The sequence below is a fragment of the Peribacillus sp. ACCC06369 genome, assembly GCF_030348945.1.
Taxonomy (GTDB): Bacteria; Bacillota; Bacilli; order Bacillales; family DSM-1321; genus Peribacillus.
Genome location: NZ_JAUCEN010000002.1, coordinates 974,912 through 992,710 on the forward strand (window position 1 = coordinate 974,912; position 17,799 = coordinate 992,710).

The 17,799-nt window shown below is 41.1% G+C and carries 16 protein-coding genes; 9 read left to right on the forward strand and 7 right to left on the reverse strand.

Annotated elements, in window-relative coordinates; all coding sequences use genetic code 11:
* Nucleotides 1-9: 9 nt before the first annotated feature.
* Complete coding sequence (locus tag QUF78_RS05560) at nt 10-795, forward strand: glucose 1-dehydrogenase (protein WP_289317747.1); 786 nt, start codon at nt 10-12, stop codon at nt 793-795.
* A gap of 128 nt (nt 796-923) precedes the next feature.
* On the opposite strand, the gene QUF78_RS05565 is transcribed toward QUF78_RS05560, so the two are convergent.
* Nucleotides 924-1,469, reverse strand: a complete 546-nt coding sequence (locus tag QUF78_RS05565; protein WP_289323893.1) for an NADPH-dependent FMN reductase — start codon at nt 1,467-1,469, stop codon at nt 924-926.
* Nucleotides 1,470-1,585: 116 nt separating this feature from the next.
* Nucleotides 1,586-2,551, reverse strand: coding sequence for a bile acid:sodium symporter family protein (locus QUF78_RS05570; protein ID WP_289327240.1), 966 nt, complete (start codon nt 2,549-2,551; stop codon nt 1,586-1,588).
* Nucleotides 2,552-2,864: 313 nt separating this feature from the next.
* On the opposite strand from QUF78_RS05570, the gene QUF78_RS05575 reads away from it, so the two are divergent.
* The 4 genes from QUF78_RS05575 to cobT all read left to right on the forward strand — a co-directional run bounded on the left by QUF78_RS05575 (nt 2,865) and on the right by cobT (nt 6,095).
* On the forward strand, nt 2,865-3,281 hold the full coding sequence (locus tag QUF78_RS05575) for an Rrf2 family transcriptional regulator (RefSeq protein WP_289323894.1): 417 nt from the start codon (nt 2,865-2,867) through the stop codon (nt 3,279-3,281).
* 45 nt (nt 3,282-3,326) lie between these two features.
* Nucleotides 3,327-4,103, forward strand: a complete 777-nt coding sequence (locus QUF78_RS05580; protein WP_483313830.1) for a nitroreductase family protein — start codon at nt 3,327-3,329, stop codon at nt 4,101-4,103.
* Nucleotides 4,104-4,372: 269 nt separating this feature from the next.
* Nucleotides 4,373-4,921, forward strand: coding sequence for a signal peptidase I (lepB, locus tag QUF78_RS05585; RefSeq protein WP_289323896.1), 549 nt, complete (start codon nt 4,373-4,375; stop codon nt 4,919-4,921).
* A 127-nt stretch (nt 4,922-5,048) separates the two neighbouring features.
* Nucleotides 5,049-6,095, forward strand: coding sequence for a nicotinate-nucleotide--dimethylbenzimidazole phosphoribosyltransferase (gene cobT, locus QUF78_RS05590; RefSeq protein ID WP_289317742.1), 1,047 nt, complete (start codon nt 5,049-5,051; stop codon nt 6,093-6,095).
* Nucleotides 6,096-6,170: 75 nt separating this feature from the next.
* On the opposite strand, the gene QUF78_RS05595 is transcribed toward cobT, so the two are convergent.
* The gene (locus QUF78_RS05595; protein ID WP_289327241.1) at nt 6,171-7,574 is read right to left on the reverse strand and encodes a sigma-54 interaction domain-containing protein; all 1,404 of its coding nucleotides are present in this window, start codon (nt 7,572-7,574) and stop codon (nt 6,171-6,173) included.
* Nucleotides 7,575-7,945: 371 nt separating this feature from the next.
* Between QUF78_RS05595 and QUF78_RS05600 the strand changes: the two genes are divergently transcribed.
* Together QUF78_RS05600 and QUF78_RS05605 are read left to right on the forward strand one after the other, a co-directional pair.
* Nucleotides 7,946-9,619: an alpha-keto acid decarboxylase family protein gene (locus QUF78_RS05600; RefSeq protein ID WP_289323897.1), complete on the forward strand. Its 1,674-nt coding sequence runs from the start codon at nt 7,946-7,948 to the stop codon at nt 9,617-9,619.
* A 668-nt stretch (nt 9,620-10,287) separates the two neighbouring features.
* The gene (locus QUF78_RS05605) at nt 10,288-10,491 is read left to right on the forward strand and encodes a hypothetical protein (RefSeq protein WP_289323898.1); all 204 of its coding nucleotides are present in this window, start codon (nt 10,288-10,290) and stop codon (nt 10,489-10,491) included.
* A gap of 297 nt (nt 10,492-10,788) precedes the next feature.
* On the opposite strand, the gene QUF78_RS05610 is transcribed toward QUF78_RS05605, so the two are convergent.
* From QUF78_RS05610 to QUF78_RS05625, 4 genes are all read right to left on the reverse strand, one after another.
* Complete coding sequence (locus tag QUF78_RS05610) at nt 10,789-11,961, reverse strand: C40 family peptidase (RefSeq protein ID WP_289323899.1); 1,173 nt, start codon at nt 11,959-11,961, stop codon at nt 10,789-10,791.
* 361 nt (nt 11,962-12,322) lie between these two features.
* A complete protein-coding gene (locus QUF78_RS27960) occupies nt 12,323-12,484 on the reverse strand; it encodes a TIGR03943 family putative permease subunit (RefSeq protein ID WP_483313831.1) in 162 nt (53 codons plus the stop codon).
* Nucleotides 12,485-12,682: 198 nt separating this feature from the next.
* Nucleotides 12,683-13,315 (reverse strand): DNA-3-methyladenine glycosylase, encoded by a 633-nt coding sequence (locus QUF78_RS05620; RefSeq protein WP_289323900.1) that lies wholly within the window; start codon nt 13,313-13,315, stop codon nt 12,683-12,685.
* A gap of 110 nt (nt 13,316-13,425) precedes the next feature.
* Nucleotides 13,426-14,991, reverse strand: a complete 1,566-nt coding sequence (locus QUF78_RS05625; protein WP_289323901.1) for an MDR family MFS transporter — start codon at nt 14,989-14,991, stop codon at nt 13,426-13,428.
* A gap of 274 nt (nt 14,992-15,265) precedes the next feature.
* On the opposite strand from QUF78_RS05625, the gene proC reads away from it, so the two are divergent.
* Both proC and QUF78_RS05635 read left to right on the forward strand, forming a co-directional pair.
* Nucleotides 15,266-16,072 carry a pyrroline-5-carboxylate reductase gene (gene proC, locus QUF78_RS05630; protein WP_289323902.1) on the forward strand — a complete coding sequence of 269 codons (807 nt, stop codon included), beginning with the start codon at nt 15,266-15,268 and terminating at the stop codon, nt 16,070-16,072.
* A gap of 84 nt (nt 16,073-16,156) precedes the next feature.
* A complete protein-coding gene (locus QUF78_RS05635) occupies nt 16,157-17,524 on the forward strand; it encodes an FAD-binding oxidoreductase (RefSeq protein WP_289323903.1) in 1,368 nt (455 codons plus the stop codon).
* Nucleotides 17,525-17,799 lie beyond the last annotated feature (275 nt).

Consider the following 17,799-nt stretch of genomic DNA (forward strand, 5'->3'; position numbering starts at 1 on the left):
GGTGATTAAATGTATACAGATTTAGAGGGTAAGGTCGTTGTTATAACCGGTTCATCCACTGGTTTAGGAAAAGCGATGGCCATTCGCTTTGCTCAGGAAAAGGCAAAGGTAGTCGTTAACTATCGCACAAAATCAGAGGAAGCGGATAGTGTATTGGAAGAGATCAAAACCAATGGCGGGGAAGTTATCGCAGTGAAAGGCGATGTCACCGTTGAAGAAGATGTGATTAACCTGGTTCAATCAGCGATAAAGAAGTTCGGGAAACTCGATATATTCATCAATAATGCAGGTATAGAAAACCCTGTTCCATCTCACGAGATGCCGTTAAGCGACTGGAATAGGGTAATCGATACAAACTTAACCGGTAATTTCTTAGGCTGCCGTGAAGCCATCAAGTATTTTGTAGAGAACGATATTAAAGGGAATGTGATAAACATGTCCAGTGTACATGAGATGATTCCCTGGCCTTTATTCGTTCACTACGCGGCAAGCAAGGGTGGTGTGAAGTTGCTTACGGAAACCTTGGCTCTTGAATATGCACCAAAAGGGATCCGTGTGAATAGCATTGGTCCTGGAGCTATCGCCACGCCAATAAATGCCGACAAGCTTGAAGATCCCGAAAAGAAAAAGGATCTGGAAAGCATGATTCCGATGGGTTATATCGGAAAGCCTGAGGAAATTGCCGCGGTTGCTGTATGGCTTGCATCTTCAGAATCCAGTTATGTAACGGGCATCACTCTCTTCGCTGACGGCGGTATGACAAAATACCCTTCATTCCAAGCGGGAAGAGGATGAAAGTATCTGCTTGGAAAAAGCAGGATTACATCTAGCAGGAACACTGCTAGTTGATTCCCTCATTTATGAAATGATGCAACAAGAATCCCAGCAGGATTGGACCCTGCTGGGATTCTTGTTAAAAAGCATTAACGAGTATGATGATTATACCAGCTAATGAAGTTATCGACGACAGTATCTATAAACTGGACAGTCGACTCATGTGTAAGACTGCCTTCGTTATCGATTTTGTCATGAACGGCTCCAACATATACTTCATTCCCGGGAAGGAGTGGGGAGGAGATGCCTAATGCGAATAAGATGTCACGCAAATGCAATTGAGCTTTAACCGTACCTAATTGCCCCATTGATGCACCCATGATCCATGAAGGTCTGCCAATCAAGACTTTATCGACACGTGATAACCAATCGATTGCATTGCCCAATACACCTGGAATCGTACCATTGTATTCTGGTGTTACCCACAAGACTGCATCTGCTTCGGCCACTTTGCTTTTAAATTCTTTTACAACTAATGGAGGATCATTTTCAATATCTTGATCATAAAAAGGTAAATCCCGAATGTTTAAGATTTCGAGTTCAAACCGATCTTGATATCTAGTTTGAATATATTTGGCAAGCTTAAGGTTGTAAGATTCTTTACGGATACTTCCCACTATTGCAACAACTTTCATCTTCAATACCTCCAATTATAATTTGTAATGGATAATGGATAATCATGTAAATATGTTCCACTTACTTATTATAATTGGAATGTAAATGAAAGGGAAAAAGGATGCTTAGGAAATAATCATTCGGCGGATCGCCCCTCATTCACAACGTGATGGTAATGCTTCTCCATTACATAGCCAAAAAAGGAAGCAAGCATTTGTTGAAACAGCATGCCAAGTACAACGGGTACCGCGACGGCAGCAGGAAAATAGGTGGTTGCAAGAACAGCTCCTGCACTGATATTTCGCATACCGCCTGTAAATGTCAAGGTGATGATGTCCCCCTTTTCCCATTTTAAACATGCACCGACCATCCAAGAAAGGGCATAGCCTGAAGCAGCGATGAACAAAACCAAGAAGGACATGATCATTAATTTCTTGTCGAAATGGGTTAAATAGGGCGCAATTTTTGAACTGTTCAATATGACTACGATTCCAACGCTTATCTTGGAAAATGGAGCTAAGCGGGGGGATAGTATATATGGTATCTTCCCTTTTGTAATCTGATTCAAGAACATGGCAAGAAGGGACGGAAGAACGACCATCCCGATCAATCCTTTCACCATCGACCCCGAATCCATTTCGATTGAACCGCCTCCAAAAAGGGAAAAACTGTAAGGAACGATGAATGGTGAGAGAAGGGTGTCGATTAAGATGATGGTTAGGGCAAGTGCGGCATTCCCTTTATACATCGATACCCAAATCATACTAGTGACACCGGTTGGAATAACTACAGCCAGCACTAAGCCGGTAATCGTGAAAGCATCACCATGAAACACTAAATGGCCGAGACAAAAGGCCCAAATAGGCATAAGTATGTGGAGGATGATCAATACGATGAATACAGGTAAAGGGTGGGTGACTGCCCGTTGCAGAGATTTAAAGTTGGAGCCTAAACTTCCGGAAAATGTAATGAAGGCAAATATCCATGGAACAAGAAAGGTGTAATCCATTAGATGTTCGGCCAACAAGATGCCAATAACCACGCTTATCGGCGTGATGAGAGGCATAATTTTATCCATTTGTTCATTTATTAACTTCAGCATCATTCATCCACTTCCTAAGCAAAATTCTATTAAGTAAGTTTACCATATTCCAAAAAAGATATATTGTAAGACAAACAGTTTGTTTATTTATTTTTGTCTGGAATGGCGAAAACCATTATTGGAAGGGGAGGTCTAGTGGGAGATTCTTCGTTCCTATCAATATACTATCACTGCGCTGGAACTCCCATCGATCCAAAAAGAGCTGCAGGCTTGCTCAGATGAATCTTCTTTAAAAGGAGATTAGGCAGGATTGTTCGATGCAGCGTTGTATATTCATTGAAAAATAGTTTAAAGTAGAGGTGAGGTGAAAGTAATGTCAGAAAAGGTTTCCAGTATAATGTGGTTTAGTCTTGCAGTACAATCTCTGCTAATACTTGCTGATCATGATGGATTATGCAATAGTACTAAATTGGCCGATAAGCTTGATTCGGAGTCGGGTTTTCTTAGAAAAATATTAAGTAATTTAGTGAAGGCAGGGCTGATTCAAGCGAAGGAAGGCAGGGATGGAGGATATTCACTTGCCAAAAATCCCGATCAAATCATACTTGCGGATATATACTCTGCAATTAAATCCGAACCTTTTTCAAAAGGCTTCCTAGATGTAAATGATAAAAAATGCTTTCAACCATCTTCTCGTGAAGCTTTATGCGGTTTGAAAAATGAGATGGAGAGCTGGATAATACAGGGCTTGGAGAAGAAGACGATTGCTGATTTACTATCAAAATCTTAATGTGAAAAACGAAACTAACAGGGTTTCGTTTTTCTTGAACTGTATTTGACAAAAGAACAGTATGCGTTATATACTGTTTCTGTATTAAACACAGTTAAATGGAGGTCATTACAAATGACAAAAAATACAATGAGTAAAGAAGAGTACCTAAATAAATCGAAAGAATTGAATATACCGCTTGAAAAGCCGAAGGCCCTTACTGATACAGACTTCATTACGGTAGCAAAAGAACGGAGATCTGTTCGCCAATACGATGCTGAATACGTGATGACTGAAGAAGAAATTCGTGAAATCCTGGATGTTGCGATTCAAGCACCGTCTTCTTCCAACTTGCAGCCATGGAGATTCCTTGTGATTCAAGATAAGCAAACCCAACAAGAATTGCTGCCCATCGCAAATAACCAACAACAAATTGTTGATGCCTCTGCTGTCATTGCCGTTTTAGCTGATATAGAAGGGTACAAAAATGCAGAGCGGATTTATGGTGAATTAGTAAATAAGGGGATCATGAAGAATGAAATAAAAGAGCCATATGTAGCCTCAATCATGCATAATTATGGTAACTTTTCTGCTGAAAAGGCTTTAAGTGTAGCTATGATTGACGGTGGCTTGGTTTCCATGCAGATCATGTTAGCTGCAAAAGCAAAAGGTTACGATACAGTACCAATGGGAGGGTTCGATGAAGCCCAATTTGTTGATGCATTAAATGTACCGGAAAACTTCAAACCCGTCATGTTAATCTCCGTTGGGAAAGGGACAAAAGCAGGATTTGAAAAAGTCCGTTTGCCACTCGATTCTATATTGACTTGGAATAAATACTAAGGTTCATAATATAAGGTTTTTGGAGCCAGGATAGCTGAAATTCGCTATCCTTTTTTCTATAGTAGAGTTGCTCTGCGCTCCTGTTAATAAAAATGATTAATTCTCGCAAGCGATAAATGGATATGTTACAATTTTTCCAGATATTTCTTTTTGGGTATCTCCTCTATAATCACCGACCGCTCAGCATTAAGGGATTAAAAGAGCTAAAGAATGGGTCTTGACGCTGCGTGCCAATATTAGCCGTTCACAATGGATGGGAGGGAGCCATTATGAAGAAAGAAGTGAAAAGTGAAGTGTTCTCGTGGTTGAAATCTATCTTATTCGCTTTACTGATCGTGTTCATTTGCCAACAGTTTTTATTTACGCCAGTCACAGTCAAAGGTGAATCAATGGAGCCGACTTATGAAAATGATGACCGGATCGTGGTAACTAAAGTCGGAATGCCGGAACGCTTCGATATGGTCGTATTTTATGCTCCGGACGCGGATGAGAAGTATATAAAAAGGGTGATCGGTTTACCGGGTGACAGTGTTGAAATGAAAGATGATGTCCTATTTATCAATGGGAAAAAGTATACAGAACCATATTTGAAAACAAAAAAGGAGGAAATTCCACCTGACGAAAATCTGACGGAGAATTTCACCTTGAATGATTTACTTGGGAAATCCAAAGTACCTGTTGGTCATTTATTTGTCATGGGGGATAATCGAAGGAACAGCTGGGATGGAAGGAGATTTGGTTTTATTTCGGAGGAATCACTTGTGGGGAAAGTGAAGTTTCGTATCTACCCATTAAATGAAATAGGGGTGCCGAGATAAATGGATCCGAGTGAGAGAAGGCTTAGTGGATAATTATATGGACTAAGTTGTATTTATAGCAGATGATTGATAAGAACCTTTTCCGATGGTTAAGGTTTTTCATTTTTGATTAATGGAGGTTTTTAATATGACGAAGGGTTTGGCCGCGATTTCCATCCCGATGCTGGATGTAGAAATGGGACGGCAGGTAAAAGGTCATGTCGATTCCCTGACTGTTCCTCAGGGGAGCTTAGGACGGCTTGAGGAATGGATAATCGAATTGGCCAAGATGACAGGTGAGGCCTTTCCGGACATTTCGAAACCAGGGGTGATCGTGTTTGCAGCCGATCATGGAATTACTGAAGAAGGGGTTTCGGCTTATCCAAAAGAGGTGACGGAACAAATGGCGCTCAATTTCCTGAATGACGGAGCAGCCATCAATGTATTCAGCCGCGCGATAGATGCTTGCTTGGACATTGTCGATATAGGGATCGATTCAGAAATCAAAGCACCGGGGTTAACTTCGAGAAAAGTCCGCAATGGAACTAGAAACTTTTATAAAGAAGATGCGATGACAAAGGAAGAAGTAATTCAAGCGCTTGAAATTGGATATGACCGTGCACAGAAAATGATTGCCCGTGGAGTTAATTGCCTGATTCTTGGTGAAATGGGAATCGGTAATACGACATCCAGTTCTGCCATCATCTCTGTCGTAAGCGGAAAAAGTGTCGAGTCGCTAGTGGGACAGGGAACAGGATTGAAGTCTGAAGGGATTTTACATAAGCAAAGAATAATTGAAGAAGCCATTTCATTAAGAAAACCTAATCCTGATGACCCAATCAATATTTTGATGAAAATCGGTGGATTCGAAATTGCAGGTATGACAGGGGCCATGCTTGCTGCAGCGAATGACCGTATCCCCATTCTTGTTGATGGTTTCATTACAACCACGGCTGCTGTATTGGCCAACCTTTTTTCCGGACGTGCAGCCGATTATATGTTCATTGGACATCGATCTGCAGAACCAGGTCATAGAACGGCCATAGAATTGCTTGGTAAGGAGCCTATCCTTGATTTAGGAATGAGAATCGGAGAAGGAACAGGGGCCGCAGTGGCATACCCCATCCTTAAGGCAGCGACATTGGTGGTAAAAGAAATGGCAACATTTGAATCGGCAGGCGTGTCAAATAAATAAGAAATAGGAGACCTTCATGTGAAGGTCTCCTATTTCTTATATGCTCAAAAGGGGAGATTGCAGTGAAATATTCTTTTACTTAATGGGTAGTTGACCTTTATATTTCTTCATTTTCCTAACGACGGAAGGCTGGCTGATACCTAAGAATTTAGCCATTTCATATGTGGATTTACATTGTTTACTCGCTTTCATCATCATCCATTTCTCCACTTGTTCGAGAGCGGTATTGAGATCACGATCATCAACCATCATATGTTCGATCATTAGGGTATCATCTTTTTTCTCCAAAGATTTTTGTCCATGGAAATGGGAGGGGAGGAAGCCTGGGAAAATGATGGAGTCTTCCGAGGTCAAAATGAGCCGTTCAATCAGATTTTCCAATTCACGAACGTTCCCTGACCATTTATGCTGAATAAGGATTTCGTAAGTGGAAGGGTGCAATTTCTTATCTGTCTTGTATTTCTTGTTGATGATTTCGAGATTATGATTGATCAAGATGGCAATATCTTCTTTTCTTTCTCGTAAAGGCGGTATTTGGACGGGAATTACATTTAAGCGGTAATACAAATCGAGCCTGAAAGTTCCCTTTTCGACCATTTCCTCAAGGTTTTGATTGGTTGCTGTCACAAGCCGGAAATCTATCTTATGCTCTTTTTTTCCTCCCACTCTTTTAAAAGTCTTCTCTTGCAGGACATTTAATAATTTCACTTGCATATCCAGGGGTAGCTCCCCGATTTCATCCAGAAATAAGGTTCCGTTATCTGCCTGTTCAATCAGCCCTTGCTTCCCATGTTTTTGCGCACCGGTGAAGGATCCCGCCTCGTATCCAAACATTTCAGATTCAAAGAGACTTTCTGGAATGGTACTGCAGTTAACTTCGATGAATGGCTCTTTGCTGCGGTAACTCTGATTATGTAGCCGGCGGGCGAAGACGCTCTTACCCACACCCGATTCCCCAAGAAGCATGACGGTGGCATCCGTTTTGGAAACACGGAGTATCGTTTTGGCGATTTGCCGCATTTCCTTGCTGCGATAGATCAGCTCTTCCTGCTCCCTAAGTTCCTCGACCTCCGATTGATATTCTTGAATCTTTTTCTCCAATTGACCGTACTGATCCTGGAGGTTCCTGATTTCAGTTTGATCTTGAGCATAACTGACGACACGAATCAATTCACCATCATCATCAAAGATGGGATAGGCAGTCGACATGACGATTTTTCCCGTCTTCGTATGCTGCATGATCTGGACAGGTGTTTTCTCTTTCAATACCATGGCAGAAATCGAAGGTGAAAGAATTCCTTCCGTTTCTAGCTGGTAAACGGATTTTCCAAGATAATGGTCGGGTTCAATTCCATAAATCCACCAATGGTTAGGATTCGTAAATAAAATGAATCCCTTTTCATCGGTCACGGTAATATTATTATTCGATGTGCTGATGATCGTTTCCAAAACTCTTTTCACATTGTTATCACTCATCATTTTCCCCCTTGTCCGTTTTTTCGATTGATTCAAATATAAATCAAAAATAGTGGCGAAATCAAGAATTTTCAGACATTTTGATTTGGAATTGAATCATTTTTTAGAAATTGGCAATTTTAATGTATACAAACGCTCCGATGTTGTAGTTTGTTTTGGAATGGTTGATAATCATAAATTTTCTTTAACACTTTTAAAAACATCCTCTTCCCTTTGGGTGGTTACCGCCATTCCTTGTTGATTTCACTAACTTCAATCAAAGTGTCGAATAGAGTAATAGATAAGCGAAGCCCGCTCTTTTTTATACGGTTAACCTACTTATGTTTGGGTATAAATAAAGTAGTAGAGATGAATCGATTGGAGGAGTGATTGACTTGGCTGGGAACAGAACCTTGGGACAATTTTTATACGATTGCTTAAAAGCAGAGGGCATTACAGAGATTTTTGGTGTACCCGGAGACTATAATTTCTCATTGCTAGATACTTTGGAAGATTACGATGGGATTGAGTTCATTAATGGACGAAATGAACTCAATGCTGGTTATGCAGCGGATGCCTATGCCCGGGTGAAGGGCATGTCGGCACTGATCACCACTTTTGGTGTCGGTGAAATGAGCGCATGTAATGCAATCGCTGGTGCGTACAGTGAAAATGTGCCGCTCATACATATTGTCGGCTCGCCAAAGTCCATGATGCAACAGGAGAAGGAGCTTGCCCATCATACGTTAATGGATGGAGATTTTGATGTTTTCCGTAAGGTTTATGAGCATATCACCAGTTATACGGCAATTCTTACACCAGAAAACGCAGCTAGGGAGATACCGGCTGCAATCAGAATCGCGAAAGAAAAGAAAAAGCCCGTTTATTTGGTAGTGGCTATAGATCTCGTAACAAAACCGTTGCTTTCTCACAGCGAGCCTTCAGAAGATATGGCCAAAACGAATGTCGGTGCGTTGCAGTCAGCAATGGAGCATATAAAAGGAATGTTAGAACATGTAAACAAAGCGGTTCTGCTTGTCGACGTAAAAACACTTCGTTATAACCTGCAGAAACCCGTACTGCAGCTCGCTGAGCGGTTAAATGTTCCAGTTGCTTCGTTAATGCAGGGGAAAGGCGGATTTGATGAGAGTCATCCCCAGTATATTGGTGTATACGGCGGAGCTTTCGGAAGTAAGGATGTAACTCAGACTGTTGAAGAAGCGGATTTCATCATAGCCGTTGGTGCTGTTTGGTCAGACGTAAATACTTCCAAAGGGACAGCAAAGCTTAACCCGCTGAAAATGGTGGAAATTCAACCTGACACATTAAAAGTGGGAGAAGCCAGTTATATGAATGTCAGGGCTGAGGAAATTCTAAATGCCCTCCAGGACACCGGCTACCGGCAGAACGAATCTGTTGGAACCATCTCGTTTCCGTATGACACAATGGTTGAAGACCCAACAGCACAACTGGAAGCGGCTTCCTATTATCCACGGATTCAGCAAATGTTGAAGGAAAATGACATTGTGGTCACGGAAACAGGAACATTCTCTTATGGCATGTCACAGGTCAGATTGCCGAAAGGGGCGACCTATATTGCACAGGGAGGCTGGCAGAGCATCGGATATGCGACTCCCGCCGCTTTCGGGGCTTGTATAGCGGATAAAAACAGACGTGTTCTTTTGTTTACCGGTGACGGCTCGATACAGCTGACAGTACAGGAAATAAGCTCGATGCTGGAGAACGGATGCAAGCCCATCGTGTTCATCCTCAACAATAACGGCTATACGATAGAAAAATTCTTAAACGTAAAGGTCGATATAGAAAAACAGAAATACAACGAGATACCAGAGTGGGATTATACAAAACTGGCTGAAGCGTTTGGTCAAGAGGCATTCACAGCACGAGTCGAGACGAATGGTGAACTGGATGATGCCATCACAAATGCTCAGGATATGAATGCCGAGAAACTTTGCCTTATAGAATTGGTCGTGAAAAATCAAATGGATGCACCGGATTATTTGCAAAAAATAAGGCAGTATCTTGAAAAGCAAGAGAAGCAAAAGTAATGCCAAAAGGCCTTCTTTATTGAAGGCTTTTCAGTTTGCCGACAAAATGGGTTCGTAAGTGTCTCACACCACCTGATTAAGACTGGGTTATACTTTATGGGTTTTTACTGTTTTATGAAACCTCACTAGATTGAAGAAATTTGCGACACTCCTGCGGGGAAACTGGCTAACCGAGACCACACAGGCGCTTTCAGCGAGGGGGCTTGGCAGACAGTAGGTGGAAAGGGAGCGGATTTCTGAAATCAGCTGGAACTTTTTTAAAAGTAAAAAACTGTAGGCAAACCTGCTCTTCTTATTAGTCTACAGTCCGAAAGGTCTTCTGTGATGGAGGCCTTTTTTTGTTGGGAAAGTCGATACTGGAAAGTGTTTAAGAATTGAATTTTTCGAGTATAAATGAGAATTGGCAGTGAATTTCCTCTGTGGGGCTTACTATATTTACCCGTGTTTAGCCCGATCAAGGACAAGAATGGCGAGTTGTAAAAGTAAACAGAATATATCCGTCATGATAATACCAGTATTGGTCACTGGCATTTCAAAATTGAAACCAAGAATTTTTAAATTAAGAGTATTATGAAAACGTCACGAAGTAATAGGGAATATATTTTTCCTAAGTAGAGAAAACCATTCTTTTTAAAGCTGGCTATTTCTGTAGATAAGGGGGCACAAAAATGCGTAAAAATATATCATTAGTGCGGTTAATAGAGTCGAATAAAGAAAATCTCAGCAATAATCAGTTGTTCATAGATCTTATTGAAGAAAAAGTTCAAAAAAAGCAAGTGGAAATGCAGGAAAAACATCTAACAAGACAGGCAGGTGATGAGAATGTTATTAAGAAAAGCCTGGTTATTACAACAAACGATGACCTATCATAGAAAAAAGAAGGATGAAATAGCTGAACGAAAGGAATTATCAAGCTTGGAAGGAGTCCGTATCAGTAAACAACTTAATTATGCGATTATGGAGATGCAAAGGTTAATGCGCGAGTGATGATGGATTCAAAAAAGATAATGAGAAGGGTTATAAGCCATAACGCCAGTTGGCGGCTATTTGACATTATAATACGCAAAAAAGCGTGTATGATATTTTATCAATACACGCTTTTTTGCTCTTTTATCAAGGACTATAGAGTTAGTTTTATAGCCAAAAATTGTTTGTTGTCATATCGTTATTTAGTTAAGAACTCGGACTGCCTTTACAAAGCTAGGTCCCCAGTAAGAATTGTTAATGTTAGCGTAGGACACACCTTTAGATGTGGAAGCATTCAGCATCTGACCATTACCGGCATAAATTCCCACATGATTGATTACACCATCATTATTGGTATCAAAAAATACTAAATCCCCTTTTTGGAGGGATTTCGAAGATACAGTTGTACCAACGTGTGATTGTGCCACTGAATTTCGAGGTAAGGAAACACCTGCACTTTGGAATGCCCTTAATGTGAATGAAGAGCAATCAAATACGTCAGTGCGTGAAGTGCTTGCACCGTAAACATACTTGGCTCCCATGTATTTAGCGCCAGCTGCCAAAACTTGGTCCGCTTTGGTCGCTTTGGACGGTTTTTTAATTGCAGATGCCGAGGCTTTCCCAGAAACACGGATGGATTGGCCTATTCGAATACGATTTGAATTAGAAATATTAGGGTTTATTTTAAGTAATGCACTAAGGGAAAGGTTATATCTTTTAGCAATTGTTGATAAGGAATCCCCTAATTTAACCACATAAACTTCTGTTGTATTTTTACTATTATTCGGTTTGCTGGTAAGGGTATTAACCTTCAAGACTTGGCCGGGAAAAATAAGAGTACTAGTCAAATGGTTTTTAGACTTTAATTGTTGGATAGTCATATTATTGATTCTGGCAATTTTGTCCAGGGTGTCCCCGGATTTGACTGTATATGTAGCATTAGATTGACTGTTTTTAGCCGTAGAGCTGGATGCAGGTGCTTGTCCGGAAACCCGGATGGATTGGCCAATATAAATGCGATCCGAATTAGAAATATTAGTGTTTAACTTTAGCAGGGCACTAAGGGAAAGGTTATATTTTTTTGCAATTTTGGATAAAGTATCCCCGAGTTTAACCACATATTTTTCGGTTTTATCTATATTTTTAGTCTGGGTATTAAGGGTATTAACCTTCAAGACTTGGCCGGGAAAAATAAGGTTACTAGTCAAATGGTTTTGAGATTTTAATTGTTGCACAGTTGTATGATTAGCTTTAGAGATTTTATCAAGGGTGTCCCCTGATTTAACTTGATAAGAACCAGCATAAGCAGAGGTGCCGGCGATAAGGGTACCTATAATAGTTCCTGCAAGAATGAAAGAGTTTTTCGAATTGTTCATTTAGGAAAGTTCCTCCTGATGTGGTAAAAAAATATGTAGCATTTATATTATAAAGGTAAGGCATATAAAAAACATGACCCATATAAATAAAATTCAACTTTTTCGTCATTTTTCAGGTTATTTTGTAGATCTTTCACATCTAGTGGATTCAAGTGCAATTATGAAAGTGTAAATTATACTAATTACAGGTAAGTTGAGATGTGCAAAGATAGATTCAAAGATGAAGGATATGGCAGAATGAATGGATGACTATTCTTCTTGAAGAAGTTTGAGCTGGAGTAATTAAAAAGAAAGGTAAGAATAACATATCCTTACCTTTTCATGATTAATTTTTTAATATTGTCTATAAACGTAGTGATCATCAGGCTAGCTCATCTGAATTGTACGAAAACCCGGTTAACGTAATTTGTTTGCCGGAGAACTTTCCAGGAGAGTAATAGATGGCTTCTAAATCATTAAGATAGTTTTTATCGGTTAAATGAAGACTATCACGTTCAACCAAGCTTTGGAGCGAATGATCCATTAGAGTTAAATAGTCATCCTTGCCATAATAAAGACTTGTATCCGGCTGCAGAAATTGATGCTGGCTATATTCATCCGAATCATTACACCGGGAAATGAAATCCTTTTTTTTCTACGATATTGGAGTCCATTGTGGCAACAGGCAAAAAGAGGCCTGTTACCTGTTGCCTTTTATACTGCTTACTTAGAGGGGATAAGGTCACTCGGGTTTTTTCGGTCCCCCTTTATTAATTAGGTTCTTGCGAGATATGAACGGGTTGCCGGTAACCCAAAAACGCCACGGATAATCTTTTGCTTCACCGGAGTTGTCAATTCCGACGCGGGGGCCGCTGGATATGTGTTCAGGCTGCTTTCCGGCAGAAATATAAAGCGGAGGAACCGTAAAAGATTGACCATAATCATCCATGGTGATGCCTAGTGCCTTGGTTAGCTTCCCTGGTCCATCGGTCCATTTTCGTATATCGGCATTTCCGCGTCTTTCATGCATTAACTCGAGCCCTGAATAGGGTTCAATCGCCCGGATTAAAATGGCCTCCGGATTTTCAGGTCCGCCGCTTACGACATTGACCAGTGTATGTGTGTGCATGACGTATGTATATATCAAACCGGAATTTCCGAACATCACTTCCGTCCGTTTTGTCCTTCTATTTCCAAAACTATGTGCGGCCCTGTCCACAGGTCCCATATAGGCCTCTGTTTCAACAATGAATCCAGAAGCGGTTCCATCCGCTGTTTCTTTTACAATCAGGCAGCCAAGAAGGGATTTTGCCAGTTCAAGCGTGGGCTGCTGATAAAAATCCGCAGGTAAAATTGAATGGTTTATCTTGTTCATAGTATCACTCCATTTAGTCTCATACAGGTAAAATTCCCTTATCAATGAAAAAGAAACATGAAGGGATTAAAAAGGCCGGCTGATTATATCAGCCGGTCCCGAGCATATTTTTAGCCTAATTCTTTTTCCGTTTCTTGATCTCTTTTGATTCGGCCCGAACCCACGGAAAGTGCCACTAGTATCCCTGCGGAAACAAAAAAGATACCGGTGATGAAAACACTGGAGAATGCATCGATCCAAGCATTTTCAATCGTTTTTACAAGGACATTGCTGACTTCTGCCGGCATTTTAAGGTTTTCCGGATAAAGCATGATGTTGAATAACGCATCCGTTTTATCGGCTAATGCTTTCAGTGCCTCATGCAATATAGGGTCCTTTTGGCTTACAACCGCGTCATCCATATTTTGCTGGAGATTATGGTTCATGACGGCATTCAAAATCGTGATGCCCATCGTTCCCCCTATTGATCGGAAGAATGTCGAAGCCGCTGTAACCGATCCTAGCTGGGATTTTGGAAATTCGTTTTGAACGGCAATCATCAATGTCGGCATGACAAGACCCATACCTATTCCAAGGATGGCCATGAATGAGTACGCAGTGAATATAGTCGTACTGCCGTCCATCGTACTCATTAGGAAAAAGCCGAGCGTCGCAAAGGCCATTCCAAAGGTAAGCACGGTACGAAAACGGAATTTCAACAGTAACCGCCCGCCAACGACGCTGGAAAGAATCATACCGATCATCATCGGAGTCATGGTCGACCCCGCTTTTGTTGGTGAAACTCCCAGTACGCCTTGCATGAACAGCGGAACGAACATGATTGCCCCGAACATTCCGAGGCCCAGCAAGAATCCCAAAATATTCGTGGTGGCAAAAACCCTATTTTTAAAAAGGGATAAATCAAGGATCGGTTCAACTGCTTTTCTTTCAAAAATAATGAAAAGGGCAATGAAGACAAGGGTACTGCCGAAAATCAAGAGAGATTCCAGTGATAACCATTCGAACTTATCACCACCAAAGGTCAAGCCCAGCAGTAACAGGACAATACCAGGAGTCAAGGTGAAAATCCCTAAATAATCGATATTCACTTTCTCCGTTTTTCTTATGGCTTCATGTTTCAACCCTACATAAATCAATATGGCGGATAGTAAACCCGTCGGTACATTGATCAGGAAGATCCAATGCCAGCTGATATGATCAACGATCAGGCCGCCCAGAAAAGGACCAATGACAGAACTTAACCCAAAAAGGGCTCCAAATACACCCTGCCATTTAGCCCTTTGTTCCGCAGAGAATATATCGCCAATTATCGTTTGGGATAAGGGCATGATCATTCCGCCGCCGATTCCCTGCAGCCCCCTGTAGATGATCAATTGCTCCATCGAAGTGGCTGTGGCACATAAAAATGAGCCGATTGTAAAAATGATTGTACCAAGCAGATATAGGGAACGTCTGCCATATAAATCAGATAGCTTTCCAACAATCGGTACAACAGTAGTTGAGGCTATTAAATAGGCAGTCGTTACCCATGCAAAGATGGTAAAACCATTCAATTCCCCGATAATCGTCGGCATTGCCGTCCCGACTATCGTCTGTTCCAACGAACTGAAAAACATTCCAATGATCAATCCTGTTAAGACAAGCTTGGTATTGACCGCTTTTTTATCCATTTGCATACCATTTCTCCATTCTTCGAACTTAATTCCTTTACTCGATTGTGACTAATAGGTCAAAATTATAAATCCGAAATGACCATTTAGTCAACATTTTTTCTGTAAAAAATTCAATTGCATGAAGGAGTGTTTTCGAAAGGTAGATATCATATAAAATTATTAATTCGACCAGAAACCACTAAATCCTTCCTGATTAATATCCCCAGCGTGTTTCCATTTACCATATTAGTTATAATAAGAAGGAATATAGACGAACTTATGATTGGAAGTGTACGGAATGAATAAAAAAATTGGGTTTATTGGATGCGGTAAAATGGGTGAGGCAATGCTTGAGGGCATGTTGCATGCAGAGGTCATTTCACCTGATGGAATCATGGTCAGTTCAGCGAGTGTGGAAACGAAAACTAAAATCACCACGAAATATAAGGTTAAAGGCACTTTGGATAATAAAGAGGTTGCCGGTTTTGCCGATTTTCTTTTTCTAGGGATTCAACCTGCCATGCATGAGCAAGTGCTTGAAGAAGTAAAGAATCATGTGAAAGATGACGTTGTAATCATTACCATGGCTGCTGGGATCACTGTATCTCTAGTTGAGAACTGCTTCGGAAAAAGCGTGAAAGTTGTCCGGACGATGCCCAACACTCCTTCACTTGTAGGTGAAGGCATGACGGCAATGAGCATTAATGATGAAATTACCGATGCTGATATAGAGGATGTGACTGCGCTGCTGAATAGTTTCGGTAAAACGGAAATCCTCCATGAAGATCTGATGGACGCAGTACCGGCCATCAGCGGTTCGTCGCCTGCTTATGTATACATGTTCATCGAGGCGCTGGCTGATGGAGGGGTCCGTGATGGCATTCCACGAAAACAAGCATACCGAATGGCAGCACAAGCTGTAATGGGCGCTGCTAAAATGGTACTAGAAACGGAAAGACATCCTGCTGCTTTAAAGGATGATGTCTGCACGCCGGGTGGTTCAACGATAACTGCGGTAGCGTCATTAGAAGAGAACCAGCTTAGATCAAGCATTCTACAGGCAATGAAGGCCTGCACGGATAAAACGAAAGGTTTCAGTAAATGAAAAAAGATGGATTGCCTATTAGCGGGCGATCTCATCCGCTTGCCATTTTCAGAATGTTTGGTGAAAAAAAGAGGAGGCTGCATTATGAATGGTTATATAGAAGAATTAAGGAAGATTCTGACGGAAGAACAAGTAACGGTGAATGAAACATTATTGGAACAGCACAGCCATGATGAATCCTATCACACTCCTCATTTACCGGATATGGTCATATATCCAAGGGATACTGCGGAAGTCAGCTCAGTCATGCGTTATGCGAATGAGCATGAAATACCGGTCATTCCTTTTGGATTGGGATCAAGTTTGGAAGGTCATGTCGTTCCAGTCAAAGGGGGAATTTCACTGGATTTGTCCTTGATGAATCAAGTATTGGAAATCAGGGAAAATGATTTCCTTGTGAAGGTCCAACCAGGTGTGACAAGGACGCAACTCAATAAAGAATTAAAAAGGTACGGTTTGTTCTTTTCCGTCGATCCGGGTGCCGATGCTACATTGGGAGGGATGGCAGCTACGAATGCAAGTGGGACGACCTCGGTCAAATATGGGATAATGCGCGATCAAGTCAGGGATTTGGAAGTGGTTTTAGCAAACGGTGAGGTGATCCATTCCGGAAGTTTAGCGACAAAATCATCTTCAGGCATTCATTTGAATGGCTTGTTTGTCGGGTCGGAAGGTACACTAGGTGTATTTACTGAACTGACATTAAAGGTATACGGCATTCCTGAGGTAACCATGGCAGGAAGAGCCTCATTTCCAACCGTCGAACAGGCAGTATCTGCGGTTAATGGGATCATGCTTGCTGGAATCCCAATTGCACGAATTGAATTGGTTGATGCCGAGTCCATAAAAAAAGTTAATCAATTCATGGACAAATCCTATGATGTCAAACCAACTTTATTCCTGGAGTTTCATGGTAACTTTGCCGGACTTGAACAGGACGTCAAATTTGCCAAGGAAATCGTAAGTGATTTTGACTGTGGGGATATCCAGTTTGAAACTGATTCAAAAGCACGGAATGCTTTATGGGAAGCCCGCCATAATCTTGCGTACGCATTCATTCACAGTGCCCCGGGAAAGAAGCTGATGGTGACCGACGTAAGTGTGCCCCTTCATGAATTATCGGATGCCATATTGGATGCAAGAAAGAAAGTCGAACAATCAAAAGTGGAGGGGGCGATTGTAGGACATGTAGGTGACGGGAATTATCATGTATTGTTCATGATCGATCTGAAAAATCCTGAAGAAGTGAAAGAAGCGAAGTGGTTAAATGAAGAAATCGTTGAATTTGCCTTAACCAAAGGCGGTACATGTACAGGTGAACATGGGGTAGGCCTTGGAAAATCGAAGTATCAGCGAAGGGAGCATGGAGCAGCTTACGAAGTGATGAAAACGATCAAACAGGCATTGGATCCGAAAGGAATAATGAATCCCGGGAAAATTTTTATAGATTAAGAGGAATGTTTTAATTATGGTAGATTAGTAACAACCAAAAATGTACAATAAATCAATTGGTGAAAAGGCAGACTTGCTGTCCCATATAAAATGTTAGTGCAAATCATAGCCTAGATATGGGGCCAATTCAAACACTAATTTCATATCATGTAATTTAAAAAAATAAACGGATAAAATTTATTTTCGTCTTTAAACTGACCTATATTCGGAAAAATCGCCTGTTCGTGGTGATAATCCGACCCATATCGAGAAAAATCGCCTGTTTGTGGTGATAA

Coding starts and splice junctions, on each gene's coding strand:
- QUF78_RS05560 (WP_289317747.1), top strand. CDS start 10: ATGTATACAGATTTAGAGGGTAAGGTCGTTGTTATAACCGGTTCATCC.
- QUF78_RS05565 (WP_289323893.1), bottom strand. CDS start 1,469: ATGAAAGTTGTTGCAATAGTGGGAAGTATCCGTAAAGAATCTTACAAC.
- QUF78_RS05570 (WP_289327240.1), bottom strand. CDS start 2,551: ATGCTGAAGTTAATAAATGAACAAATGGATAAAATTATGCCTCTCATC.
- QUF78_RS05575 (WP_289323894.1), top strand. CDS start 2,865: ATGTCAGAAAAGGTTTCCAGTATAATGTGGTTTAGTCTTGCAGTACAA.
- lepB (WP_289323896.1), top strand. CDS start 4,373: ATGAAGAAAGAAGTGAAAAGTGAAGTGTTCTCGTGGTTGAAATCTATC.
- cobT (WP_289317742.1), top strand. CDS start 5,049: ATGACGAAGGGTTTGGCCGCGATTTCCATCCCGATGCTGGATGTAGAA.
- QUF78_RS05595 (WP_289327241.1), bottom strand. CDS start 7,574: ATGATGAGTGATAACAATGTGAAAAGAGTTTTGGAAACGATCATCAGC.
- QUF78_RS05605 (WP_289323898.1), top strand. CDS start 10,288: ATGCGTAAAAATATATCATTAGTGCGGTTAATAGAGTCGAATAAAGAA.
- QUF78_RS05610 (WP_289323899.1), bottom strand. CDS start 11,961: ATGAACAATTCGAAAAACTCTTTCATTCTTGCAGGAACTATTATAGGT.
- QUF78_RS27960 (WP_483313831.1), bottom strand. CDS start 12,484: ATGGATCATTCGCTCCAAAGCTTGGTTGAACGTGATAGTCTTCATTTA.
- QUF78_RS05620 (WP_289323900.1), bottom strand. CDS start 13,315: ATGAACAAGATAAACCATTCAATTTTACCTGCGGATTTTTATCAGCAG.
- QUF78_RS05625 (WP_289323901.1), bottom strand. CDS start 14,991: ATGCAAATGGATAAAAAAGCGGTCAATACCAAGCTTGTCTTAACAGGA.
- proC (WP_289323902.1), top strand. CDS start 15,266: ATGAATAAAAAAATTGGGTTTATTGGATGCGGTAAAATGGGTGAGGCA.
- QUF78_RS05635 (WP_289323903.1), top strand. CDS start 16,157: ATGAATGGTTATATAGAAGAATTAAGGAAGATTCTGACGGAAGAACAA.